Source organism: Jiangella endophytica (genome assembly GCF_003427025.1).
GTDB lineage: Bacteria > Actinomycetota > Actinomycetes > Jiangellales > Jiangellaceae > Jiangella > Jiangella endophytica.
In genome coordinates this window covers 107,346-132,252 of sequence record NZ_QVAI01000016.1, presented here as the reverse complement: position 1 = coordinate 132,252, position 24,907 = coordinate 107,346, and the positions used below count along the sequence as shown (strand labels likewise).

Genomic DNA, 24,907 nt, shown 5'->3' with positions numbered 1-24,907 from the left:
CCTCGGTCCATGATCATCAACCGGTGCCGACACCATGATGTCGCCAACCGTTGACGATGATCGATCGCCAGCACGCGCCACGACCGCGGTGCTGCGCCGGGGCAGGTGATCGTGTTCGGACCGGGTGGGCTGAGCTGAGGGCGGCCGTGTGAGATCGGCGCACCGAGCGGGGTCGATCGCTGCCGCTCTGGCAGCGGTGATGACACCCAGCGGCAGCGATCCTGCACGGATCGCCGGACCGGGCCGCCGCCACTGACGCCATCCGAAGCGCAGATCCTCGGCCGAGCCCATTCGGACTCGCTCGTCTAGACCGCGCCCGCCGCCACCTCCAGGGCCATGCCGTCGCCGCCGGGATCGGCCCCTCCCCGCCACCGCCCGTCCTGGCGAGCCAGCCCGTGGACGAGACCGAACCCGTAGCTGCGCGGGCTGCGGACCACCTCGTACCCGGCCGCCTCGAGGCCGGCCTGGACGGCGCGAGGGACGCGGTTGACGACGTCGATGACGTCGCTGGTGGCGGAGAACCGCGGCAGCGCGACCGCCTCGGCGATCGGGATGGCGAAGTCCAGGACGTTCAGCGTCGCCTGGAGGACGCCCATGGCGATCTGGGTGCCGCCCGGAGCGCCGATCACCAGCATCGGCCCCTCGTCGTCGAACACCACCGACGGGCACACCGAACTGAACCGGGCCTTGCCCGGGCTGATCGACGCCGCCCGGCCGGGCCGGGGGTCGAAGCTGGACATGCAGCCGTTGTACATGAAGCCCAGCCCGGGGGTGACCACTCCCGACGGCAGGCCGAGTGAGTGCGTCATCGCGACGCAGTTCCCATCGGCGTCGATCACCGAGAGATGAGTGGTGTCAGCGCCTTCCACCAGGCCCTGGTGCCGCGGTACGGCGATCTTCTCGCCGGCGGCGATCTGGTCGGCGACGCCCCGCGCGTAGGCCTTCGACGTCAACCGGTCGAGCGGCACGTCGACGAAGGCGGGGTCGCCGACGTAGCGGTCCTTGTCGGCCGTCGCCTTCTTCATGGCCTCGCTGACGACGCGCACGTACTCCGCGCTGTTGTGTCCCAGCGCCTCGAGGTCGAAGTTCTCGAGCACGTTGAGCATCTGGACGAGCTGCACGCCGCCGCCGGGCGGGCGGTTCGTGGCGACCGACCAGCCGCGGTAGGTCGTCCACAGGGGCTCGTTGCGCCGGACGGCGACGTCGGCCAGATCCTCCAGCGTCAGGTGACCGCCGTTGGCGGCGATGTCGTCGACCATCGCCCGGGCCAGGTCGCCGGTGTAGAACGGTTCGGGGCCCGATCGCGCGATCGCCGCCAGCACGTCGGCATAGTCGCGGTTCACCACGACGTCGCCCATCCGCTTCGCCGACCCGTCCGGGCGCAGGTACAGAGCGGCGGCGGCCGGGGTGAACGACGCACGGTCGCTGTTGGGCACGTGCCCGAACGCGCCCGGGTCGGACCAGAAGTCGTGCACGGCCGGGCGCACCGTCCACCCGTCGCGGGCGTACTCGATCGCGGGTGCCAGGACGTCGCGCCACGGCAGCGTCCCGTGCTCCTGGTGGGCGGTGTGCAACGCGCGCAGCGACGCCGGCGCGCAGATCGACTCGTAGCCGATCTCGTTGACGTGACCGGTCACGATGAAGCCGAAGCCGTCGCGCGCCTCGCCCTCGACGAGCGACTCCCACATGTCGGGCCGGGCCGCCCTCGGCGCCGCCGCGTGGAAGTCGTAGTAGCCGTGGAAGTCCCGCTGCGGGAGGTAGGCGGCCAGGCTGCCGAACCCGGCGATGCCGCACATCAGCGGATCGACCACGGTCTGCACGAAGGCACAGGCGATCGCCGCGTCGACCGCGTTGCCGCCCGCCTCCAGGATCGCGGCGCCGGCCTCCACGGCCTCCGGCTGCGCGGCGACGATCACCGCCCGGCGACGCTCAGCCACGCGCACCGACGCCCATCACCTGGTCGAGGACGCGCATGGCGTTACCGCCCAGCACCTTGGCGATGTCGGCCTGGGAGAAGCCGCGGGCCAGCATCTCGGCGGTGAGCTTCGGGAGGTCCGACGGCCGCCGGACATCGGCCTCCACGAACTCGACCGCGTCCACGCCCATGATCTCCATGCGCCCGCCGTAGACCTCCGCGTAGTAGTCGTCGATGAAGTCCGGCCCCAGCCCCACCGCGTCGATCGAGGCGACCGACGCGATGTGCTCGATGTGGTCGACGACGCGGGCGGCGGTCGGCCGGGCCGGGTCGATGAACGGCGCGATCGCCGCCGCGACCCCGATCACGCCGCCGAGGCCGGCGATGCCCTTGATCTGGTCGTCGCTGAGGTTGCGGTGCATGTCGGTGATCGCCCGGGCGCCCGAGTGGGTCGCGAGCAGCGGGCGGGTCGCCCGGGCCAGCACGTCGTCGACGCCGGCCACGCCGAGGTGGCTGATGTCGAAGACGATCCCCAGCCGTTCCATCTCGGCGAGCACCTCGAACCCCTGCGGGGTCAGGCCACCGCGCGAGCTGTCGTCGAACCCGCTGCCGTCGGCGAGGTGTGTCCGGCCGAGGTGGGCGAGGGACACCACCCGGGCGCCGACGCGGTACATCGTCCCGATCAGCTCCGGGTCCTGGCCGAGTGCGTGCGCACCCTCCAGCCCGATCACGAACGCGATCCGGCCGGCGGACACGGCCGCCGCGACCTCCGCTCCGGACAGGCAGACCTCCACCTCGGGGTGTTGCGAGGCCAGCCGATGGATCCGCTCGATGAGCAGCAGCGTCCGCCGCAGCGCTCCCTCGGACTGGAACTGCTCCTCGACGAACACGGGAAGGACCTGGACGTTCACGCCGCCCGCCCGCAACTCGGGCAGCCAGAAATCGGCGAAGTGCTCCGGCCGGCCGCGGTGGTCGAAGTGGTCGACCAGCAGGATCAGGTCGTTGTGCAGGTCGACGACCAGGGCCTCGTCGTTCGGCGCCGTCATCGGTCAGATCCAGGCAAACAACGTCGCATCATCATGGGTCGATTGTTGGGGCAACCAACCACCCGGCGCAAGGGTTAGACCTATGTCCATAGGTCGAACTTGCTGCTAGCGTGGCGACCTCCCAGTGCCGGCCGAGGTCTGGAGGACCAGGTGAACGACGCCACGCCGATGACGATCCTCGCGGGAACCGTGCTCTCGATGACCGATCGCGGGGTGCTGCGGGACCAGGCGATCACGGTGGCCGACGGCCGGATCACCCGGGTCGCGCCCCGCGCCGAGCAGCAGATCACCGGGCGGGTCGTCGACTGGCGGGACCGCACGATCCTGCCCGGGCTGGCCGACTGCCACGTGCACGTCGAGGACCGGGCCGACATGCTCGGCTACCTGGCGCACGGCGTCACGCTCGTGCGCAACATGCGCGGCAAGCCGTGGCACCTGGCCTGGCGCCGGCGGGTCGCCGAGGGCACCGAACTCGGGCCCTACCTGGTCACCAGCACCGCCATGGCCGACGGCCGGGGTGCGCCCGGCACGACCGTGTGGCCGGATTCGGCCCAGATCACCGATCGCGCCAGTGCGCACGCCGCGGTGAACCGGTGGGCCGAGCTCGGGTACCAGCAGGTCAAGGCGTATCAGTGGCTGTCCGGCGAGGCGCTCGAGGGCCTGGGCGAGGCCTGCCGCGACACCGGGATGGCACTGGTCGGGCACTGCCCGCAGGCGCTCACCGTCCACCAGGCGATCGACCGCGGCCAGACCGGGTTCGAGCACCTGAACAACTACGAGTACGGCTCGCTGCGCCCGGCCGCCCAGGAGCGGCTCGACGCGTTCTTCGCACAGGGGTTCAGCTACGGACGCGGCCGGAACCGGTTCTCCCCCGAGGCCGCCCAGGCCGCGTCGGACATCGACGACGACAAGATCGCGGCCCTGGCCCAGCGGATGGCCGCCGAGAACATCACCTCCTGCCCCACGCTGATCGTCCTCGACCGCCTGCTCGGGCACCGCGACTTCACCGAGCCGCGACTGCGTCTCACCGATCCCGTGCTCGCCCGGACGTGGCGGTCCGAGAACGACTTCCGCGTCCAGGCCCTGACGCCCGACGAACTGCAGGGCACCGCCGACCTCTTCCACGAGCGCAGCCGGCGCATCCTCGCCGCGCTCCGGGACGCCGGCGCGCCGGTCCTGGTCGGCACCGACACCCACAACGCGTTCGTCTTCCACGGGTCCTCGCTGGTCGAGGAGCTGGAGCTGATGACCGGCGCCGGGTACACGAGCGCCGAGCTCGTGCGCCTGGCCACCCGGGGCGCGGCGGACTATCTCGGCCTGACCGACCGCGGCCGCGTCGACGCCGGGTTCGTCGCGGACCTGGTGGCGGTCACCGGCGACCCGCACGCGTCGGTCACCGCGCTGAAGGACCCGGCCGCCGTCGTCGTGGGCGGGACGGTGCTGGAACGCCCGCAGCTGGACGCCCTGCTCGACGAGGTCGAGGCGCTGGTCCACGCCGAGCCGGACCGCGCGCGGCTCCGGCCGGTCGAGCCCGGTGAGCGGCTCGTCGGCGACTTCGAACGGAGCAACTTCGGGCAGTTCGAGGCCGCCACGAGAATCTCCTCCCGCTCGGACAACGGCACGACCACCTGGCGCGAGCAGGTCGCGACCCGCCACGGCGTCGAGACGCGCACGGCCGTCATCGACACGGCCGGGTACCTGGTCTCGGCCGACGTCGAGCGGCATCGCGAGGAGGGAGTCGACGTGGCGTCGGTGCGCCGCGACGGCGATCGCTACACCGTCCGCTGGTCGGTCCTGGACGGCTCGGAGCTCGACGTCGAGATCGGCGGGCCGCTGCTGCCCGGCGCCGACCTCGGGGTGAGCGCCCTGCTGGCGGCGGTCCGACGCGCCCAGGACCAGGACGAGGACCAGGGCCGGTGGCCGGTGCTGTCGCTGCGGGCCGGCCTGGCCAACGGCCTCCCACCCGTCCCGGGGACGCTGGAGCGCGACGGCGACGAGCTGGTGCAGCGCACCACCGACGCCGTCGTCCGGATCGCCGGCGACGTCGCCGGCGAGCACACGGTGCAGGCGCCCATGACCCAGCTGGCCCACCGCCGCGCGGGCGACTGACGTACGCCCCCGGGGGCGTCGTCACGCGCGCCGGGTGCGCCTCACGAGTCACGACGGCGACCCAGCCGACTTCACCAGCCAGAACCACGCGAACAGCCCGAAACGCGACTGCGGCTGTTGACGCCGACGCCCGACGCCACGCAGGGCTGTGCCCGCACTCCCCCGTCCCCTGACAGCTGCCCGTTCCTGGGCCGCAGGTGGACGGCCCACGTCGCTCCGCGCGCCCGATGTGTCCACGGCCACTATCCCCATGCCTTGCCAGTAGTGATTATGGCCTAGTTCAATAGGCCATAATCACTACTCGGGAGGCCGCCGTGACCACGGACACTTTTTGGGCCGATGTGGAGGACCACCTGGTCCGATACATCCCGGCGTTCACGCCGCGCGTCATCGAACGCGCCGCCGGTTCGTACGTCTACGACACCGACGGGAACGCGATCCTCGACTTCACCTCGGGCCAGATGAGCGCGGTGCTCGGCCACTCGCATCCGGAGATCGTGAGAGCGGTCTCGGAGTGCGTCGGCTCGCTGGACCACCTGTTCAGCGGGATGCTGAGCCGGCCGGTCGTGGAGCTGGCGAAGCGCCTCTCACAGACGTTGCCCGAGAACCTCACCAAGATGCTGCTGCTGTCCACGGGCGCGGAGTCGAACGAAGCCGCGATCAAGATGGCCAAGCTCTTCACCGGCAGGTACGAGATCGTCTCGTTCGACCGTTCGTGGCACGGCATGACGTCGGGCGCGGCGGCGGCGACGTTCTCCGCGGGCCGGCGTGGATACGGCCCGACGATGCCCGGCAACTTCGTCCTCCCGACGCCGAACGCCTACCGCTCGACCTTCCGCAACCAGGACGGGTCGTACGACTGGGAGTCCGAGCTGGAGTACGGGTTCGCCATGGTCGACGCCCAGTCCACCGGGTCGCTGGCGGCCTGTCTCGTCGAACCGATCCTCTCCTCCGGCGGCGTCATCGAGCTCCCCGAGGGCTATCTCGCCCGGCTCAAGCAGCTGTGCGAGGCGCGCGGGATGCTGCTGATCCTCGACGAGGCCCAGACCGGCCTCGGGCGGACCGGCCACATGTACGCCTTCGAGCGCGACGGCGTCGCCCCCGACATCCTGACGCTCTCGAAGACGCTCGGCGCCGGGCTGCCCGTCTCCGCGGTGATGACGAGCGCCGAGATCGAGCAGGTCTGCGCCGAACGCCGGTACCTCTTCTACACGACCCACGCCTCCGACCCGCTCGCGGCGGTGGTCGCGTCGACGGTCCTCGACGTCATCGAGCGCGACGGCCTCGTCGAACGCGCCGCCAAGCTGGGCCAGCAGCTCACCGATCGCCTCCTGGCCCTTCGTGACACCCACGAGGTCGTGGGCGACATCCGGGGCCGGGGCCTGCTCCAGGGCATCGAGCTGGTGGCCGACCGGGCGAGCCGGGCGCCGGCGGACGCCCTCGGCGCGACCGTCACCGCGGCCTGCCTGGAGCGGGGCCTGCACATGAACATCGTGCAGCTGCCCGGGATGGGCGGGATCTTCCGGATCGCTCCGCCGCTCACCATCAGCGAGGACGAGCTGCACGCCGGCATCGACATCCTCGGCGACGCACTCGCCGCCGCCACCGAGCAGAACGGAGCCGGGTGACATGCGCATCGGCATCCCGAAGGAAGTCAAGGACAACGAGTTCCGGGTGGCGATCACCCCGGCCGGTGTCGACGAGCTGACCCGGCGGGGCCACGACGTGTTCGTCGAGCGCGACGCCGGGGCCGGCTCGTCGATCGGCAACGACGCCTACGTCGCGGCCGGCGCGAAGATCCTCGACGGCGCCGACGACGTCTGGGGCGGCGCCGACCTGGTGCTCAAGGTGAAGGAGCCGGTCGCCGCCGAGTACCACCGCCTGCGCGAGGGCCTGGTGCTCTTCACGTATCTCCACCTGGCGGCGGACCGTCGGCTGACCGAGCGGTTGCTCGCCGCCGGCGTCACCGGCATCGCCTACGAGACGGTGCAGCTGCCGTCGGGCGCGCTGCCGCTGCTCTACCCCATGTCGGAGGTCGCCGGGTGCCTCGCGCCTCAGGTCGGCGCCTACCACCTGATGAAGCAACAGGGCGGGCAGGGCGTGCTCATGGGTGGGGTCGGCGGAGTGGCCAACGCCAAGGTCGTCATCATCGGAGCCGGCGTCAGCGGCCAGAACGCCGCGAACATCGCGCTCGGCATGGGCGCCGACGTCACGCTGCTGGACGTCGACCTGGACAAGCTGCGGCTGACGTTCTGGCGCTACGAGAACCGGGTCCGCGGGCTGGCCTCCACCAAGCTCGCGATCGAGGAGCAGGTCCGGCAGGCCGATCTCGTCATCGGCAGCGTCCTCATTCCCGGCACCGCCGCCCCCAAGCTGGTCACCAACGACCTCGTCGCTCGGATGAAGCCCGGATCGGTGCTCGTCGACATCGCGATCGACCAGGGCGGCTGCTTCGAGGACTCCCGTCCCACCACCCATGCCGACCCCGTGTTCCAGGTGCACGGCTCGACGTTCTACTGCGTCGCGAACATGCCGGGCGCGGTGCCGAAGACCTCGACGCAGGCCCTCGCCAACGCGACGCTCCCCTACATCGTCGCGCTGGCGAGCAAGGGCTGGCGTCAGGCGCTGGCCGACGACCACGCACTGCGCCTGGGGCTCAACACCCACGCGGGCCGGCTCCACTACGGGCCCGTCGGCGAGGCGCACGGCATCGAATCCGCGGAGTTCGACGCGGCGCTGGTCTGAGCGTCACCACCCGCCGCGGACCTCGCTCAGCGCCTCGTCGAGGATCCGCAGACCCGCCCGCACCTCGTCGGCCGTCGTCGTGAGCGGTGGCACCAGATGGACCCGGTTGCCGTTGCCGAGAGCCAGCAGGCCACGTTTCCTGGCCGCGGCGAGCAGCGCGGCCAGCACCTCGGCGCCGTCGCCACCGGCCGACACCAGCGGCTCGCGGGTGACCGCGTCCCGGACCAGCTCCACCGCCCAGAACACGCCGGCGCCGCGGACCTCGCCGATCCAGTCGTGGGCGGCCGCGAGCCGCCGGAGCCCGGGGCCGAACACCTGCTCGCCCAGCGCGGCCGCGTGCTCCACGATCCGGTTCTGCTCCATGACCTGGATGGTGGCGACCGCGGCGGCGCAGGCGAGCGGGTGCCCGGAGTAGGTGAGGCCCCCGGGGTACACGCGCTCGGTGAACGTCCGGTAGATCGCGTCGCTGATGGCGACCCCGCCCAGCGGGACGTAGCCCGAGTTGACCCCCTTCGCGAAGGTGAGCAGGTCGGGCACCACGTGGTCGCGCTCGATCGCGAACCAGCTGCCGCTGCGGCCGAACCCGGCCATGACCTCGTCGGCGATGAGCACGATGCCGTGGGTGTCGCAGAGCTCGCGCACGCCCGCGAGGTAGCCGGCCGGCGGCACGAGGATCCCCGCGGTTCCCGGGATCGGCTCGAGGATGATCGCGGCGATCGTCGACGGGCCTTCGAGGAGGATCACCTGTTCCAGGTGCGCCAGGGCGCGGTCCCGCTCGTCCTCCTCCGTCGTGGCGTCGAACGCGCTGCGGTAGAGATACGGCCCGAAGAAGTGCACCGTGCCGGTCGAGCCGTTGTCGTTGGGCCACCGTCGCGGGTCGCCCGTCACGTTGACGGCCAGCTGGGTGCCGCCGTGGTAGGAGCGGTACGTCGACAGGACCTTGTGCCTGCCACTGTGCAGCCGAGCCATGCGGATGGCGTGCTCGTTGGCGTCGGCGCCGCCGTTGGTGAAGAAGATCCGGTCGAGGTCGCCCGGCGTGTGCGACGCGATCAGGTGGGCGGCCGCCGATCGCGCCGCGTTGGCGTACCCGGGCGCGACCGTGCACAGCCGGGCCGCCTGGTCCTGAATCGCCTGGACGACGACCGGATGCTGGTGGCCGAGGTTGGTGTAGACCAGCTGCGACGTGAAGTCGAGCAGCCGGTGGTCGTCGCGATCCCACACGTACGAGCCGGCAGCCCTGGTGATGACGACGGGCTCGAGGCCTCCTTGGGCGGACCAGGAGTGGAAGACGTGTGCGCGGTCGAGCTCGTAGACGCGGTCCGGGTCGGCGTCCAGGCCGTAGGTCTCAGACATTGCGCGGGAACCCCAGCTCGAGACCGCCGCCGGAGCGATCGGCCGGATCGACCCAGCGCGTGGTGACCACTTTGGCGCGGGTGAAGAAGTGGACGCCTTCGCTGCCGTGGGCGTGCGTGTCCCCGAACAGCGACCGCTTCCAGCCCCCGAACGAGTAGGAGGCGACGGGGACGGGGATCGGCACGTTGACGCCGATCATCCCCACCTGGACGTCGCGCTCGAAGCGGCGGGCGGCGCCGCCGTCCCTGGTGAAGATCGCCGTCCCGTTGCCGTACTCGTTGGCGTTGATCAAGGCGACCGCCTCGGCGTAGGAGGCCACCCGCACCACCGACAGGACCGGCCCGAAGATCTCCTCGGTGTAGATGTCCATCTCCGGGCCGACGTGGTCGAACAGCGTCGGACCGAGCCAGAAGCCGGCGCTGTCGCCGCGAGGCCGCAGCTGCCGGCCGTCGATGACCAGCTCGGCGCCGGCGGCCTCGCCCGAGGCGACGAGGCCGGCGACCCGGGTGCGGTGCGCCTCGGTGATCAGCGGGCCCAGGTCGGCTTCGCGCGCGGCGGACGCCTCCGACGCGGCGCGGCTCCCGTCGCCGACCACCAGGGTCCTGGTGCGGGCGGCGATGCGCGCGACCAGCTCGTCGCCGACCGGGTCCACCGCGACGAGCACGCTGATCGCCATGCACCGCTCGCCCGCGCTGCCGTAGCCGGCGCTGACCGCGGCGTCGGCGGCCAGGTCCAGGTCCGCGTCGGGGAGGACCACCATGTGGTTCTTCGCCCCGCCCAGCGCCTGCACCCTCTTGCCATGACGACCGGCCACCTCGTAGACGTGCTCGGCGACGGGGGTCGAGCCGACGAAGCTGATGGCGGCGACGTCCGGCGACCGGAGCAGCGCGTCGACCGCGACCTTGTCCCCCTGCAGCACGTTGAAGACGCCGTCGGGCAGGCCGGCCTCCTTCCAGAGACCGGCGATCCAGACGGCCGCGGAGGGATCCTTCTCACTGGGCTTCAGCACCACCGCGTTGCCCGCGGCGATGGCGATCGGGAAGAACCACATCGGCACCATGGCCGGGAAGTTGAACGGGCTGATGATCCCCACCACGCCCAGCGGCACCCGCTTGGAGTGCACGTCGACACCGGTCGACGCATTCTCGGTGTGGCTGCCCTTGAGCAGGTGCGAGATGCCGCAGGCGAACTCCACGACCTCCTGCCCGCGGGCGATCTCCCCCAGGGCGTCGCTGTGCACCTTGCCGTGCTCGGCGGTGATCAGCTGGGCGAGCTCGTCCTTGCGGCGGTCGAGCAACTCACGAAACGCGAAGACGACCTGGGTACGGCGCGCCAGCGAGGTCTCCGCCCACGCCCGCGAGGCTGCCCTCGCGCTCGAGATGACGGCCTGCGCGTCCTCGGCGCCGGCCAGGGCCACGCGGCCGGAGACCTGGCCCGTGGCGGGGTTCGTGACGTCGGCCCAGCGGCCCGAGACGCCGTCGAACGTCGCACCGTCCTTCCAGTGCGTGATCGGCTTCGGCACTGTTCTTCCCTTCGACGTCGGTCACGGCATCCTGGCCCTGATCGGCACCGCCGCACCCCGTCACTCTGTAGGGTTTGCGTGAGTTGCCGAACGTTCTGTCGGATGAGGAGCGATCCCTCGTGGGCGTGCTGACCGTGGCCGACGTCCTCGCCATGCCGGCGGTCCGCGGTGCCGGTCCGCGCGTGCTGGCCGGCGCGGCCCGGCTGCACGCCCCGGTGCGCTGGGTGCACTCGGGCGAACTGCCCGACATCGGGCCGCTGCTGCGCGAGGGTGACCTCCTGCTCAGCACCGGCATCGCGATGCCCGCCACCGACGAGGGCCTCAGACAGGTGGCGGCCAGCCTGTCGGAGAGCGGGGCGGCCGGCCTCGTGATCGAACTCGGGCGGCGCTGGAACGTCCTGCCGCGAGCGCTGGTCGAGGCCTGCGACGAGCATCGGCTTCCCCTGGTCGCCCTGGTCCGGGAAGCGCGCTTCGCCACGCTCGCCCAGGCGGTGGGCGAGCGGATCGTCGACGAGCAACTCGCCGAGCTGCGCGAGACCCAGCGCGTGCACGACACGTTCACCGAGCTGGGCATCGCCGAGGCGGGCCCGGAGGAGATCCTCGAAGCCGCGCAACGCCTGGCCGGCGCCGCGGTGATCCTCGAGAGCGACCAGCACCACGTCCTCGACTACCGTCCCGGGGCCCACGACATCTCGTCGGACCTCGCCGACTGGGCCAGGACGTCGGCCTCGATGGCGCTCGACGGCCGGACGGCATGGGACGGCGAACGCGGCTGGCTGATCACCCGCGTGGGCAAGCGCGACCGCGGCTGGGGGCGGCTCGCCGTCCAGAGCCGCACCACGCCGTCCAAGCGCCAGGTCGCGATCGTCGAGAGAGCGGCGGCGGCGCTCGCACTCCATCGGCTCCATGACCGGCAGCGCGACAACGTCGTACGCCGCACCCACCACGAACTGCTCCTCTCGCTGCTCGCCGACCCGGCCGCCGAGGAGGTGCTGCGCCGCTGCGAGCTGGCCGGCCTTCCGGTGCTGCGCCGGCAGTTCGTCGGCCTGACGCTCCGGCCGATCGTCGCCGTGCCGGCCACCGACACACCTCGTCGGCACCACCTCGACGAGATCACGACCGCCGTCGTCCACACCGCGCACGAGGCGCGCGTGCCCGCGCTCGTCAGCGACATCGAGGGCGACGTCAGAGTGCTGCTGTCCCTTCCCCTCTCCGCCGATCCCGAACGTGTCGTCGACGACCTCGCGGCCCGGGTGCGCCGCCGCCAGAACGTCGTCGTCGGCGTCGGCCTCACCACCGTGCGCACCGGCGACATCGACCGGACCCTCCAGGAGTCCCGGCAGGTGGCCGGCTCGGCCGGCAACGGCAGCGACACCCACGGGGGTGTCTACCGCCTCGACGACGTCCACCTGCGCGGCCTGCTCGCCATGCTGGCCGACGACGACCGTGTGCGGGTCTTCGTCCGGCGCGAGCTCGCGGCGCTGCGGGAGCACGGCACTCTCCTGGACGCCGTCCGGGCGCTGCTCACCCACCCGACCAGCAAGTCCGACGCCGCCGCCAGCCTCCACGTCTCGCGTCCGGTCTTCTACGACCGCCTCGCCCGGGCGGCGCGGCTGCTCGGCGCCGACCTCGACGACCCCGACACCCGGGTCTCCCTCCACGTCGCCCTGATCGCCGCCGATCGGGCGTAGGGTCTGCACGCGACACCGCAGCCAGCAGTGCTCGAGCTCGCCCCGGGGGGCGCGGAGATGCCGAGCGGGACGCCTGACGAGCAGGCCGGCCGGCACGGAGTCGCGCGAGTTCACCTGGAACGGTGTCGCTTTCAGCACCGCCTGACGCTGCGACACGGCCACCCATGGCGGCCGAAGGACGTCCGCGACATCGCCACCCTCCGGGGGCTGGCCGCACGGCCGCCTCGGGCGGTCTGAGTCGCCCGCCGAGGCGGTCCTCGCCGGCGCCCAGCAGCCCCGGGATGGTGGGGCGACCCAGCGGTCGCACAGCCCTTGTCCACATCCATGCAACCTGCGGACCGCCCTATGGCGTCTACACATTGCGGTGCCAATGCAACAGGACCGGCAAGAGACGACTTCCAGCTCGTTGACGCCATATCAGCAGGCGAATTACTGGGCACAATCGTGGGGGCGATGTGAACGACCTCTCGGCGCGCGGCATCGTCGTGACCGTTCCCGGACACGACGATGCCGGCCCGGAGTCGCCTCCCGCCGGGAGCCGGCCGGCGGCTCGGCGAGCGCCCGGCTCCCGACTCCGCGGAGAGGGCCTCCACGCAGCTCTGGCCTCGGCAGTCGCGGCGGCTGCCTTCGTGACCAGCGGGGTGGCGCGGGGCACCTATCCGTTCGGGGACGTGTCGCGGAGCACGAACGACCTGGGCCAGCAGTTCGTCCCAATGCACGCGCATTTCCGCGGCCTTCTGACGGGCGCGGCCGATGGTGACCTCTGGTTCAATTGGGCGAGCGGGTTCGGCGTCCCGTTCGTCGGCGACTTCATGACCTACCTGGGGACCGCGTTCTCGTGGATCACGGTCCTTTTCCCCGCGGCGCGCATCGACCTCGCGGTGTATGTCATCACCGTGGCCGGTCTCGCGCTGGCGGCCGCCGCGATGACCGTGTACCTGCGGCGCCTGCGCCCGGACGGGCCGGTGTGGCTGGCCGTGCTCGCCGGCGCGTCGTACGCGACCTGCGGCTGGGCCATCGACGACGCGGCCTATGTGACGACGTGGATGGCCGGGCTGGTCGCCTTCCCCGTTCTGCTGCTCGTGGCCGAGTGGGTGATGGCGAGGCCGTCGATGGCCTCGCTGGCCGTGGGGCCGCTCGTCGTCGCCCTGTTGTGGACGTCGAACTACTACACCGTCTACATGGCCACGCTCGGCGCGGCCGTCGTCACGCTGGCCCGGCTGTCATCGGCGTCGACGCTCTCGTGGCGGGCCCGGTCCGCGTCGGCGGCCCGCGCGGCGTTCGTCCTCCTCGCCGGCATCGGTCTCGCCGCGCCGCTGCTGGTGCCGACGTTCCGGGCGGTGCAGGTCGCCCAGCCCAGCCCCGAGACCGAGTTCGTGGCGGTGTCGTGGCAGGACTTCCTGTCGCGGCTGCTGCCGGGCACGGAGGGCGTCGGGCTCAGCCCCGGCCTCGCGGTCGGCACCCTCATGCTGCTGCTCGCGCTGAGCCTCCCGTTCAACCGCGGGGTGCCGGCCCGGGACCGGATCGTCTGGACCGCGGCCGTCGCACTGACCACGCTGAGCCTGCAGCTCCCGCTGGCCCACGCGATCTGGCACGGTTTCGACACCCCCAACGGAAGCGCCTACCGCCAGGCGTTCGTCGTCGCGGGGATGCTGGTCATCGCGGGGTGGCTGTCCGCCTCCTCGGGACTGCGCAACGCCGCAGCCGTGGTCGCGCCGCTGATCGCGGTCGCGGTGCTCTACGTGGCGGTCGACGACCATCGCTCACTCACGCCGACGACTCGCGTGGTGGTCCCCGTCGTCGCCGTCCTCTTGCTGGTGGCCGGGCTGCTGCTCCGATCCTCCGGGCGCTCCCCCGAGCGGCTGCTCCGCGGGCGCATCGCGATCGCGAGCATCGTCGCCGTGGTCGTCGCCGAGATGGTGGCGGCCGCCGTCGCCGTCGACGCCCGCCGATCCGAGCACCTCTACGCCTTCCCGACCTGGGGCGAGCGGCATCAGGAGGTGCGTGACCTGGTGCGATCCGCCGACGACTGGCCCGACGCCAGGACGAGTCCGGGCCGGTTCCTCACCGTCAACGATCCGCTGCTCCTGGGCGGCCAGAGCGGGCTGTACTACTCGAGCACGATGCCGAGCGCGGTGTCGGCGGTGCTGACCGGCTTCGGGTTCGGCTACAGCGGCTACGGCCGCGCGCTGGTCGACCCGCAGAGTCCGGCCGTCGACGCGGCGTTCTCGGTGGCCCACCGGGTGGTCGACGGCGGCGCCGGACTCGTGGTCGACGACCGGCCGGCGGCACCGCTGGTCACCGTCCGTCCCGCCGATCCGTGGCAGTCGGCCGATCCGGCGCCCTTCGGACCGCAGGAGACCGCCCTGGGCGCCGACCTCTACGAGGTGCCGGACATCGTCGTCGACGGGCCGCCCGAGGTGCACCGGCCCGTCCGGCCGAACGGCGACATCGCGCTGGTCCTGCCGGCCGGTGCCGAAGGCCCGTTCACGGTCCGCCTCCAGGGCAGCTGCAGTCCCGGTGACGAGGTCTACCTCAATGCGCCGTCGCTCGTGGGCGACGTCCAGGTCGACGGCGCATGGGTGCCGATGCTCGCCCCGGAGGCCAGGCGCCCCGGTCTCTACATGACGGCTCCGATGCGGCGGGTGGGCGTCGCCGGGCCCGACGGCGCCGTCGACGTGCCGGTGCGGGTCACGGCGGCGACCCGGATTCCGGGCTCCGCGCTCGGGTGCCTCGATCCGGCTGCCTTGACGACGGCGGTCACCGGCCTCGCCGCCGCCGGCCCGACATCGGTCGACGTCGGGGGACACAGCGTCGACGTCGGGCTCGAGGCGTCCGACGAGGCGCGGACGCTCGTCCTCGCCGTCGTGCGCGTCCCCGGCTGGCGCTGCGCCTCCGGCGACGGGGCCGCGCGGACACCGGGCACGCTCGCCGGCCTGATGGCGGTCACCGTCGCTCCGGGCGACGTGGCGGTGTCGTGTTCCTTCCGCCCACCGGGGCTCCGCCTCGGCCTCGCCATCGGGGCCGCCGCGTTGTCGTCGCTCCTGGCCGGCGTCGCGGTGCTGGCGTTCCTGCGTACTCGCCGGCCGCAACATCAGGGGGAATCCGCATGATCACCTCGATCGTCGTGCCGTGCTACGGGGAGGCGGACGGGCTGCCGATCCTTCACGCACGGCTGGCCGCGATGTCGGAGACCGTCGAGACGGACATGGAGTTCGTCTTCGTCGACGACGGCAGCACCGACGACACACCCGCGGTGCTCCGCAAGCTCGCGGAGTCCGACGCTCGCGTGAAGTACATCGCGCTCAGCCGGAACTTCGGCAAGGAGGCCGCCATGCTGGCCGGCCTGCGAGCGGCCCGCGGCGACGCCGTCGTCATCATGGACGCCGACCTGCAGCACCCACCGGAGCTGGTCCCCCGGCTGCTGGAGGAGCACCGGGCCGGCGCCGACCAGGTGGTGGCGCGGCGGGACCGCACCAACGACTCTCCGCTTCGGCGGACGCTCAGCCGCTTCTACTTCCGGGCGGTCAACTCCGTCGTCGACGTTCGGCTGGTCGACGGAGAGGGAGACTTCAGGTTGCTCAGCCGGCGTGCGCTCGACGCGCTGCTCAGCCTGACCGAGTACAACCGGTTCTCCAAGGGTCTGTTCGCGTGGATCGGGTTCCCGGTCGCCGTCGTGCCGTTCCAGAGCGGAGTGCGCGAGCACGGCAGATCGTCGTGGTCGCTCGAGAGCCTGGTGAACTACGGCGTCGACGGCATCCTCTCGTTCAACAGCAAGCCCCTGCGCTCGGCCATCCATGCCGGCGTCCTCCTGGTGCTCGGTTCGGTCGCCTATCTCGTCTGGCAGATCGTCAACGCGGTCACCGCCGGGGTGGAGACGCCCGGGTACCTGACGTCGATCGCGGCCATCATCGGCCTGGGCGGAGCCCAGATGATCCTGCTCGGCATCATCGGGGAGTACGTCGGCCGGATCTTCCTGGAGTCCAAACGCCGGCCGCACTTCATCGTCAAGGAATCGAACCTCGATCCCCCGCGTCAACCGCGATGATCGGACAGGTTCTGCGATTCGTCGTCGTCGGCGGTGTCAACACAGCGACCTACTACGGCTTGTATCTCGTGCTGCGGCAGTGGATCGGGTACCTGCCGGGGCACGTCGTCGCCTTCGTGCTCTCCACCATCGGGTCGTTCTTCCTCAACGCGCTCTTCACCTATCGAGTCAGGCCGACGCTGCGGCGGTTCCTCCTCTTCCCGCTGTCCACCGTGGCCAACTTCGTCGTGACGACGGCCGGTGTCGTCCTGCTGATCGAGTACGCCGGGCTGGACGAACGGGCGGCCCCGCTCGTCGCCGCTGTCGTCGCCATACCGGTCACCTTCGTCGTGGCGCGCCGTCTTCTGGTCGGACGGCCGGGCGGCGCCGCGGGCCCCTGGTCAGCGGTGCGGGGGCCGTCACGGCAGTAGGCTTGCGTGGTGCGACCGCTGCGGTTCCTCATCGACTCCGGACCGGACGGACGCCGCGACCACCGCGCCATGGTCGCCGACGACGTGCCGACGGCCTGACCAGGTCGGCGGATCCCCGATGGACGGCGCGGCCGCACGAGCTGACCGCATGGTGCGTGCGGTCGTCGACGATCCGGTGCGCAGGCGCGCACTGGCGGCGGCCTTCTACGAGGGCGGGCCCGCGCATGGCTCGACGTGGCGCTATCGACGCGCCGAGCTCTCGTTCATGGACTGGCAGCTGCGTCGCGGTGTTCTCGCGCCCATGACCGCGACCCGGCCGGGCAGCGTCTGGTGGCGGGCGGTCAACGCGCGCCTGCTCCGTGACACGTGGGAAGCACATCACCTGGTGCTGGGTGCCGATGGTCAGCCGAGCCGGCCGGCGGTGGCCCGGTGGCTGGTCTTCCTCGACCACCCCTCGCCCCGGTCGTGGTACCGGGCGCACAACGCCAGCATCTCGTCGGCCTATCTGGAGTACCGCGAGCTCGCCCGGACCGAGTTGCCGCTCGAGCGGTTCTTCATGGACGTCACCCTGGCCCGTCTCCTGTTCGTCCACAGTGTGCTCCTGAATCCGCGGCTGGCACTCGGGCGGTACTTCTGGCCCATCGGGAGGTTCGCCGGTGATCCACGGTCGCGAAGCGTCGACACGTACCTGTCGTTGCGCAACGTCCTGCCCGACGACTACCCGCTGGGCGACCAGCTGATCGCCGAGGTCCTCGATGCCGAGAACTTCTGGGGCCGGCTCATCGACTACGGCGTCCTGCTGCCCCGCCTCCAGGAGCTCTACGAGTTCGCCGCCGATGACCTCTCCCACGACCACCTGCGCGACTTCGTGGCGGACGGCTGCCCGGCCTACGCCTGGCCACGGGATCAGGCGCACGTCTGGACGCAGCGCAGGTACCGCCGTCTGGGATCCGTCGTGCGACGCCTGACCACGCCCTAGATGAGCGAGCCCGATTGTCGGTGATCGTGTTCCGAATCGGGCCCGGAACCATGATCATGGCGCTGTTCGTATCGCCAGAGCAGCAACAACAGCGCCATGACCCTGGCCCACGTGACAGGTCCCTCAGCTGGTTGCCCCCGGCGGTGAGGCGCGGAGAGAGCGCTCGGGCGAGCATGGCGACCTCCTCGCGCCGAAGCCCTGGCACCCCTCGAGGCGGACGGCCCGACCGGGACGTTCCAGGACGAGGCCGGGAACTGCACTGGTAGACGCTCCGGTCACACGGCGGCAGGCCGATCGGTACCGGGATCGCGCCGTACCGGCGATCGCGCCGTCCGCCGGCGGTCCCACGAGGACAGGATGATCAGGGTCTTGGTGCCGACGACGTTCTCGAGTCGCCGTATCGTGTTGATGACCGAATGCAGATGCTCGACGTTGTCCACGGTGAACCGCACGAGCACGTCGGGATCGCCGGCGACCACGAAGTACTGGGCGATCTCGGGGATCCGCTGCGCGATCGGCTCCATGCTGTCGCCGCTGGTCTCACCGCTGAGCCGCACCTCGGCGAAGGCGTCCAGCCCGCCGACCGCCGCTTCGTCGACGACGGTGACATAGCGCTGGATGGTGCCGCTCGCCTCGAGTCGCGCGATGCGACGGCCGGTCGCGGCACTGGAGAGGCCGACGACCCGCCCGATCTCGCTCACGGGCATCCGGGCGTTGTCCCGCAGCAGATCGATGATCCGACGATCGAGACCGTCCACGTGGCCTCCCCTGGTGAGTTGTGCGCGAAACGTCACGAACGATACCGCCAGCCCCCACCATGCGCACCGATTCCGCGTCGTGCGAGATTCTGATGCGCCTTTGTTGCGTGGAGCGGAGGCCGTTGGGACTCTACCGCTGATCGGAGGACTGGAATGCGACTGCTCGACGTGCCAGAGGAGCTCACGGCGCAGCGACTGGTGATCTGCTCGGACCCTGACACCGGACTCCGCGCCGTGATCGCCATCGACGACACCACGCTGGGACCCGGATTCGGCGGCGTCCGCATGCGCCACTACCCGACCGTCGGTCGCGCGATCGACGAGGCGCAGCGGCTCGCGGCGGCGATGACCGTCAAGAACGCGTTGGCCGCGATCCCGTACGGCGGCGCCAAGTCGGTCGTGCTGACCGGCGAAGGCCGGCCCGACCGGGTGCGGCTCATGCGGCGCTTCGGGCAGTTCGTGGCCGAGTTGAGCGGCGCGTACCTGCCCGGCGTCGACATGGGCACGACTCCGGCCGACATGCGGCTCATGGCGGAGGTGGGCGCCGACACCACGTGCGCCGACGAGGACCCGGCTCCGTGGACGGCGGCCGGAGTGTTCCACGCGATCTCCAGCGCGGTGCGCTTCGAGCTGGGTGCCGACTCACTCGCAGGAGTCCGGGTGCTGGTCCAAGGGGTCGGGCAGGTCGGCGAGGCCCTCGCACACCAGCTGGTCGCCGCCGGGGCGCTCGTGGACGTCTCGGACGTCGACGCCGCCCGCGCCACGCGCGTCGCGGCGGCGGTCGGAGGAGCGGTGGTCGACGTCGACCGGGCCCTGACCCACCGGTGCGACGTCCTCGTCCCGTGCGCGGTCGCCCGGGTCCTGACCCGCGACACCATTCCCGGCCTGCGCTGCTCCATCGTCGCCGGCGCTGCCAACGACACGCTCGACGACCCGGGGTGCGCGGACCTGCTGGCCGCCGCGCGGGTCCTGTTCGTCCCCGACTTCGTCGCGAACGCCGGCGGCGTCCGGTTCGTCCACGTCCGCCGCGGCGGCGGGGGCGAGCAAGAGGTCGAGGCGGCCGTGGCCGAGATCGGCGGGCTGGTCACCGACCTGCTGGAGACGGCGTCGTCCACCGGCCTGACGCCGTACGCCGCGGCTCACGCTCGTGCGGTCGAGGTGCTGACCGAACGGCGCGCCGCAACGCCTCCACCCGGCGTCGCGGTTGTCGCCACGGCGGTGTCGTCGTCATGACGGATGGCCGCGCGCCGGTCCTGCACTACTACGAGACGGTCGACTCGGAGGACCCGACGGCCGTGGTCGACCTGTTCTCGGAGGACGCCGTGTATCGACGGCCCGGCTATCAGCCGATGGTCGGACGTGCGGCGCTGCTGCGCTTCTACGGCGGCGAGCGCGTCATCGCCGCGGGGCGTCACGTCATCACGCGCATCGTCCTCGACGGCCCGGCCCACGTCGCCGTCGAGGGGCGCTTCATCGGACACCTGAAGGACGGATCCCGGGTCGATCTCGGGTTCGCCGACTTCTTCACCCTGCACGACACGCTGATCGTGGAGCGGGCCACCTACTTCGAGGCCTCCGCGGTCTGAGCACCCGGCGACCGCCGTCCGGATCTCAGCCGCCGGCGATGATGCCCCGGATGACCTGGGTGGCGACGGCGATGAGGAAGGCGTTGTAGAAGAAGCTGGTGACGCTCTGGATCAGGATCACTCGCCGGACCTTCCGCGAGGCGACGGTCGCTCCCGAGCTGGCGAAGGACGTACCGACGGCGAAGGACAGGTAGAGGAAGTCGCTCAGCGTCGGGTCCTTCTCGGTTCCGGGGAAGCTGATCATGCCGGCCTCCGGCAGACGTTCGTAGACGCTCTCGTAGATCTCGGCGAATCCTGTCTGCAACAGCAGCCAGGCGACGATGACGCCGATCGAGCCCAGCAGTCCGACGATCAGTCCATGCGTGTCGCCGGTTCCCGACGAGCCGTCGGTCGTGAGGAGAACGACAGCGGACGTGACACCGGTGCCGCTGGCGGCGATGGGCAGGGACCAGGAGAGGTACTCGAGCAGCCTGCCGGGCAGAGCCCTGCTGCTGCTCGGCACGTCGCGGGTCGTCCTGTTGTGGAACGTCGTGAGGACGAGCACCAGATAGACGACGGCGACCGCCTCCCAGGCCACCAGGACCAGCAGGTACGGCACCAGCGTGTAGACGATCGCCAGCACCGAGATCGTCGTGGTGAAGGCGATGCTGATCAGGTCGTCGGCTTTCCTCAGCTGACGTGGCCGACGCTCGATGGCGGGACTGGCGGACATGGGCGTTCCTTCGTGTCGACGATCCGGCCGTTGCCGGCCGTTGCCGGTCGTTGCCGTGCCGGCAGGCTCGCACCGCTGCCGGCGCCTTCGCGTCGGTGGAAGCCCCTGATGTCCAGCGGCGGCGCCGGTCCGGTCAGGGCAGTCGCAGTTCCCTGAGCTGCCGGCGCGAGGTGATGCCCAGCTTGCGGAAGATGCTGCGCAGGTGCGCCTCGATCGTGCGCGGGCTCAGGAACAGCTCCGCGCCGACCTCCCGGGACGTCGCCCCGGTGGCCACCAGCCGCGCGATGTGCAGTTCGTGGGCGGTGAGCGCGTCGGCCGGCTGGGCGGTTCGCTTGCGCGGGTGCTCGCCGGTGGCCCGCAGCTCGCGGGCGGCACGCGCCGCGAACGCCTCGGCGCCCATCTCGGACAACAGCTCGTGAGCGGTGCGGAGCTGTTCGCGGGCGGCCTGGCGACGGCCTTCGCGGCGCAGCCACTCGCCGTAGACGAGGTGGGTGCGGGCGAGGTGGCTGACCATCCGGCAGGTTCGGAGCTGCTCGAGCGCCTCGCGGTAGTGCTCCTCGGCGACGGGCCCGGTGCTGGTCAGCGCCCGTGAGCGGGCTGCCAGCCCGAGCCCCCACCGGGTGCCGCTGGCGAGGGCCCGCGAGTTGAGCTCGTCCAGCGCATCGGCCGCGCGCTCCGGCTGGCCGGTACGGGCTGCCGCCTCGATGAGTTCGGAGTGGGCCAGGTTGCTGTGCCTCAGCTCGTCGGACTCGAACGCCCGCGCCGCGGCGGCGAGAGCCGCCGGGTAGTCGCCCAGACCGTTGTGCAGCACCGCCAGGGCGTACTGCGCCAGGGAGACCTCGGTGTCGTGCCCACGTCCGGCAGCCTCCCGGACGAAGGTCGCGTGGATCTCGGCGGTCTCCTGCGGGTGGCCGCGCCAGGCGGCGAGGATGAGCTGGGCGTGGAGCAGCGGCACAGCCGTCGTCGAGGCCGTGATCGAGGTCTGCTCGGCGGCCAGTTCGGAGGCCCGGGCGAACTCACCCGAGATCACCAGCATGACGGACCGGACGAGGAGCGCGGCGGGCAGCGTGGCCAGCGCACCGGCCTCACGGGCGAGCCGCACGTGACGGTCGGCGAGGACGTGGGCCAGCTCGTCGTCGAAGACCGCCATCGCGGTGCGGCTGGCCAGCCACAGCCAGCGGTGGCTGTCGCTGTCGCTCACGGCCCCCGCGGGTGGCTCGTGGCCGGCGAGGGCCCTCAACGCGCGGCGCAAGCCGGGTACGCCCGCCTCGTATCCTCGAGTGAAGGTCGTCACGAGGCCGTCGAGCAACAGGTCGGCCGGCTCCGGCGAGGTGGGCGGTGCCGGTGCGGCCAGGGTGGCCTCGGCCACCGCCAGCACGCCGCGGCCCGGGTCGCCGGTGACGATCGCCGCGTCGAGCGCGTCCAGGTAGGTCTCACGGGCCAGGGCCGCGTCCAGTGGGGCGAGCGCCTTGGCGGCGTCCAGCAGCATCCACGGCCCCTCGCTACCTCGGCTCAGGTGGAACGCGATCTGGGCGCGGAGCAACTCGAGGCGGGCGTGTTGCAGGGCGTCCAGCGGCCCGGCCCCGGCGATGTCCAGCAGCTCCAGGGCGGCCTCGGTCGCACCGGCCTCGTGCTTGGCGTGGGCGGCTTCGAGCGCTCGTCCCGCACGCGCGTCCGGCTCCGGGGTCAACTCGGCCGCGTGTTGCAGGAACGCGGCCGCGGCGGCCACGCCCCCGCGCGCCCGGGCCCGCCCGGCCGAGCGCTCCAGCTCCGCGGCGGCTTCCTCGTCGGTGCCCAGCACCGCCTTCGCGCGGTGCCAGGCGCGCCGATCCGGATCGGTCCGAGGATCGGTGGCGTCGGCCAGCGCGCGGTGCGCGCGGCGCTGGTCCGGGGGTGTGGCCGCACGGTAGACCGCCGAGCGCACCAGCGGATGACGGAACCGCACCCGGGTGCCGATCTCCAGCAACCCGGCGGCTTCCGCGGGCGCGGCCGCTTCGGGGGCGATCCCCAGCTGCTCGGCCGCCCGCCACAGCAGCGCCACCTCGCCGGTCGGCTCGGCCGCGGCGACCAGCAGCAGCAACCGCGTCTCGGCCGGCAGATTGCCCGAGCGGTGCCGGAAGCTGTCCTCGATGCGGCGCGGCACGCCCGGCACATCGGGCAGCTCGAACCCGCCGGCCAGTTGTGCCGGCGCGCCTCGGGGCAGCTCCAGCAGCGCCAGCGGATTGCCGCGCGCCTCGGCGACGATCCGGTCGCGCACGCCGTCGTCCAGCGGTGCGCGGACCGCGGCCGCCAGCAGCGCCCGCGCGTCGGTCTCGCCGAGCCCGTCCAGGCGCAGCTCGGGCAACCCGGCGAACGGGTGGACGTCACCGTCGGTGGGGTCGCGCAGCGCGAACACCAGCGCCATCGGCTCGGCCGCCACCCGCCGTGCCACGAAGGCCAGGACCTGCGCGGACGCCTGGTCCAGCCACTGCGCGTCGTCGACGAGGCACAGCAGCGGCCCCTCCTCGGCGACCTCCGCCAGCAGGTTGAGGGTGGCCAGCCCGACCAGGAACCGGTCCGGCGCGGCGCCGTCGCGCAACCCGAACGCCACGCCGAGGGCGGCCTGCTGCGGATCGGGCAGCGCACGCGCGCGGTCCAGCAGCGGCGCGCACAGCTGGTGCAGGCCCGCGAACGCGAACTGCGTCTCGGACTCCGCCCCGACCGAGCTCTCGACCCGGAAGCCCGCGGGGTCCGCGGTGCGGCGGGCGTGCTCGAGCAGTGCGGTCTTCCCGATGCCGGCTTCCCCGCGCACCACGAGGGCCCCGCTGCGCCCGGCCAGTGCCCGCGCGAGCAGTTGCTCGACCGCCTCGCGCTCCGCGCGCCGGCCCAAGAGGTCTGTCAGCTTCGCTCCCCGTCCGAGTCCGCACCAGACTAGGTGATTCTCACCGACGCGGACGGCACTCGCCAGACCCTGTTCGCAGCTGCGCACGGGCACCGGAGCACACACCGCTCCCGGCGCGGATCAAGCCTGCGAACGGCGGGCGAGGACATCAGGGGCTTCCACCGACGCGAAGGAGCCGTCATCGGTGCGAGCCTGCGGATACGGCAACGACCGGATCGTCGACCCGAAGGAACGCCCATGCCCGCCAGCCCTGTCATCGAGGTCGAACGCCTCAACGTCACGTACGGCGACTTCGCCGCCGTACGGGACCTGTCCTTCCAGGTCGAGCGCGGCGAGCTCTACGCGCTGCTCGGCACGAACGGGGCCGGCAAGACGTCCACCCTGGAGGTCGTGGAGGGCCACCGCTCGGCCACCTCCGGCACGGTCCGCGTCTTCGGTGAGAGCCCGCAGGACCGCCGTGCCGTGCGGCCCCGGACCGGCATCATGCTGCAGGAGAGCGGCTTCTCCCCCGACCTGACGGTGCGGGAGTCGGTGGGTCTGATCGGCGCGTTGAGCGGGAGGCAGGACGACGTCGACCGGGTCCTCGGCGTCGCCGGGCTCACCCACAAGGCAGGCACCAGGGTCGCCCAGCTCTCCGGCGGCGAGAAGCGCCGCCTGGACTTCGCCACGGCCGTGTACGGCGGGCCCGAACTGGTCATCCTGGACGAGCCGACGACCGGCCTGGACATCCAGTCCCGCGACGCGCTCTGGGCCGCCGTGGACCGGCTGCGCGACGAGGGCTCCACGATCGTGCTCACCACCCATTACCTGGAGGAGGCGCAGCAACGCGCCGACCGCATCGGGCTCATGCACCAGGGGACGTTGCGCCAGGAGGGAACGGTCGTCGAGCTGACGCGGACCCTGCCGTCGGTGATCAGCTTCGGCCTCCCGGCCGGCGCCCCCGAGCCGCCGATCGACATCTCGCGTGCCAACGGGGTCTTCCATGTCGAGACCTTCGGCCTGCAGGAGGACCTCTACCGGCTGCTGGGCTGGGCGCACGACAACGGCGTGGCCCTGCAGGAACTGCAGGCCGGCCCGACCCGCCTCGACGACGTCTTCCGCGCCATCAACCGCGACTGAGACCCCACCGCGCTTCGCCACGAGAGGAACCAC

18 protein-coding genes are annotated in these 24,907 nt (G+C 72.0%); 11 read left to right on the top strand and 7 right to left on the bottom strand.

Annotated elements, in window-relative coordinates:
* Positions 1–305: 305 nt before the first annotated feature.
* Both ggt and DZA62_RS26880 read right to left on the bottom strand, forming a co-directional pair.
* Entirely contained in the window at positions 306–1,937 is a 1,632-nt protein-coding gene (gene ggt, locus DZA62_RS26885) for a gamma-glutamyltransferase (RefSeq protein ID WP_198664233.1), read from the bottom strand.
* Positions 1,930–2,961, bottom strand: coding sequence for a dipeptidase (locus DZA62_RS26880; protein ID WP_116952026.1), 1,032 nt, complete (start codon positions 2,959–2,961; stop codon positions 1,930–1,932). Before DZA62_RS26880 ends, ggt begins: the two co-directional genes overlap by 8 nt.
* 150 nt (positions 2,962–3,111) lie before the next feature.
* On the opposite strand from DZA62_RS26880, the gene DZA62_RS26875 reads away from it, so the two are divergent.
* The 3 genes from DZA62_RS26875 (at position 3,112) to ald (ending at position 7,815) form a co-directional block, all read left to right on the top strand.
* On the top strand, positions 3,112–5,070 hold the full coding sequence (locus tag DZA62_RS26875; RefSeq protein WP_116952025.1) for an amidohydrolase family protein: 1,959 nt from the start codon (positions 3,112–3,114) through the stop codon (positions 5,068–5,070).
* Between the two features lie 314 nt (positions 5,071–5,384).
* A complete protein-coding gene (locus DZA62_RS26870; protein ID WP_116952024.1) occupies positions 5,385–6,698 on the top strand; it encodes an aspartate aminotransferase family protein in 1,314 nt (437 codons plus the stop codon).
* A gap of 1 nt (position 6,699) precedes the next feature.
* On the top strand, positions 6,700–7,815 hold the full coding sequence (ald, locus tag DZA62_RS26865; RefSeq protein WP_116952023.1) for an alanine dehydrogenase: 1,116 nt from the start codon (positions 6,700–6,702) through the stop codon (positions 7,813–7,815).
* A gap of 3 nt (positions 7,816–7,818) precedes the next feature.
* Here the strand turns inward: ald and DZA62_RS26860 are convergent, their stop codons facing one another.
* Both DZA62_RS26860 and DZA62_RS26855 read right to left on the bottom strand, forming a co-directional pair.
* Positions 7,819–9,168, bottom strand: coding sequence for an aspartate aminotransferase family protein (locus tag DZA62_RS26860; protein ID WP_116952022.1), 1,350 nt, complete (start codon positions 9,166–9,168; stop codon positions 7,819–7,821).
* Positions 9,161–10,690, bottom strand: a complete 1,530-nt coding sequence (locus DZA62_RS26855) for a CoA-acylating methylmalonate-semialdehyde dehydrogenase (protein WP_116952021.1) — start codon at positions 10,688–10,690, stop codon at positions 9,161–9,163. Before DZA62_RS26855 ends, DZA62_RS26860 begins: the two co-directional genes overlap by 8 nt.
* Positions 10,691–10,809: 119 nt before the next feature.
* Between DZA62_RS26855 and DZA62_RS26850 the strand changes: the two genes are divergently transcribed.
* The 5 genes from DZA62_RS26850 (at position 10,810) to DZA62_RS26830 (ending at position 17,818) form a co-directional block, all read left to right on the top strand.
* Complete coding sequence (locus DZA62_RS26850; RefSeq protein ID WP_198664232.1) at positions 10,810–12,381, top strand: PucR family transcriptional regulator; 1,572 nt, start codon at positions 10,810–10,812, stop codon at positions 12,379–12,381.
* A gap of 455 nt (positions 12,382–12,836) precedes the next feature.
* Complete coding sequence (locus DZA62_RS26845; RefSeq protein ID WP_116952020.1) at positions 12,837–15,494, top strand: YfhO family protein; 2,658 nt, start codon at positions 12,837–12,839, stop codon at positions 15,492–15,494.
* Positions 15,491–16,429 (top strand): glycosyltransferase family 2 protein, encoded by a 939-nt coding sequence (locus DZA62_RS26840; protein WP_116952019.1) that lies wholly within the window; start codon positions 15,491–15,493, stop codon positions 16,427–16,429. Before DZA62_RS26845 ends, DZA62_RS26840 begins: the two co-directional genes overlap by 4 nt.
* Complete coding sequence (locus DZA62_RS26835) at positions 16,426–16,839, top strand: GtrA family protein (RefSeq protein ID WP_116952018.1); 414 nt, start codon at positions 16,426–16,428, stop codon at positions 16,837–16,839. Before DZA62_RS26840 ends, DZA62_RS26835 begins: the two co-directional genes overlap by 4 nt.
* A 148-nt stretch (positions 16,840–16,987) precedes the next feature.
* Entirely contained in the window at positions 16,988–17,818 is an 831-nt protein-coding gene (locus tag DZA62_RS26830) for a hypothetical protein (RefSeq protein ID WP_198664230.1), read from the top strand.
* A gap of 275 nt (positions 17,819–18,093) precedes the next feature.
* Here the strand turns inward: DZA62_RS26830 and DZA62_RS36540 are convergent, their stop codons facing one another.
* On the bottom strand, positions 18,094–18,576 hold the full coding sequence (locus DZA62_RS36540; protein WP_198664229.1) for an Lrp/AsnC family transcriptional regulator: 483 nt from the start codon (positions 18,574–18,576) through the stop codon (positions 18,094–18,096).
* Between the two features lie 153 nt (positions 18,577–18,729).
* Between DZA62_RS36540 and DZA62_RS26820 the strand changes: the two genes are divergently transcribed.
* Together DZA62_RS26820 and DZA62_RS26815 are read left to right on the top strand one after the other, a co-directional pair.
* On the top strand, positions 18,730–19,809 hold the full coding sequence (locus DZA62_RS26820) for a Glu/Leu/Phe/Val dehydrogenase dimerization domain-containing protein (RefSeq protein ID WP_116952015.1): 1,080 nt from the start codon (positions 18,730–18,732) through the stop codon (positions 19,807–19,809).
* Positions 19,806–20,162: a nuclear transport factor 2 family protein gene (locus DZA62_RS26815; protein WP_116952014.1), complete on the top strand. Its 357-nt coding sequence runs from the start codon at positions 19,806–19,808 to the stop codon at positions 20,160–20,162. Before DZA62_RS26820 ends, DZA62_RS26815 begins: the two co-directional genes overlap by 4 nt.
* Before the next feature lie 25 nt (positions 20,163–20,187).
* On the opposite strand, the gene DZA62_RS26810 is transcribed toward DZA62_RS26815, so the two are convergent.
* On the bottom strand, positions 20,188–20,874 hold the full coding sequence (locus DZA62_RS26810) for a DUF1345 domain-containing protein (RefSeq protein WP_116952013.1): 687 nt from the start codon (positions 20,872–20,874) through the stop codon (positions 20,188–20,190).
* Positions 20,875–21,007: 133 nt separating this feature from the next.
* The gene (locus DZA62_RS26805; RefSeq protein WP_116952012.1) at positions 21,008–23,743 is read right to left on the bottom strand and encodes an ATP-binding protein; all 2,736 of its coding nucleotides are present in this window, start codon (positions 23,741–23,743) and stop codon (positions 21,008–21,010) included.
* Between the two features lie 249 nt (positions 23,744–23,992).
* Between DZA62_RS26805 and DZA62_RS26800 the strand changes: the two genes are divergently transcribed.
* Entirely contained in the window at positions 23,993–24,874 is an 882-nt protein-coding gene (locus DZA62_RS26800; protein ID WP_116952011.1) for an ABC transporter ATP-binding protein, read from the top strand.
* Positions 24,875–24,907 lie beyond the last annotated feature (33 nt).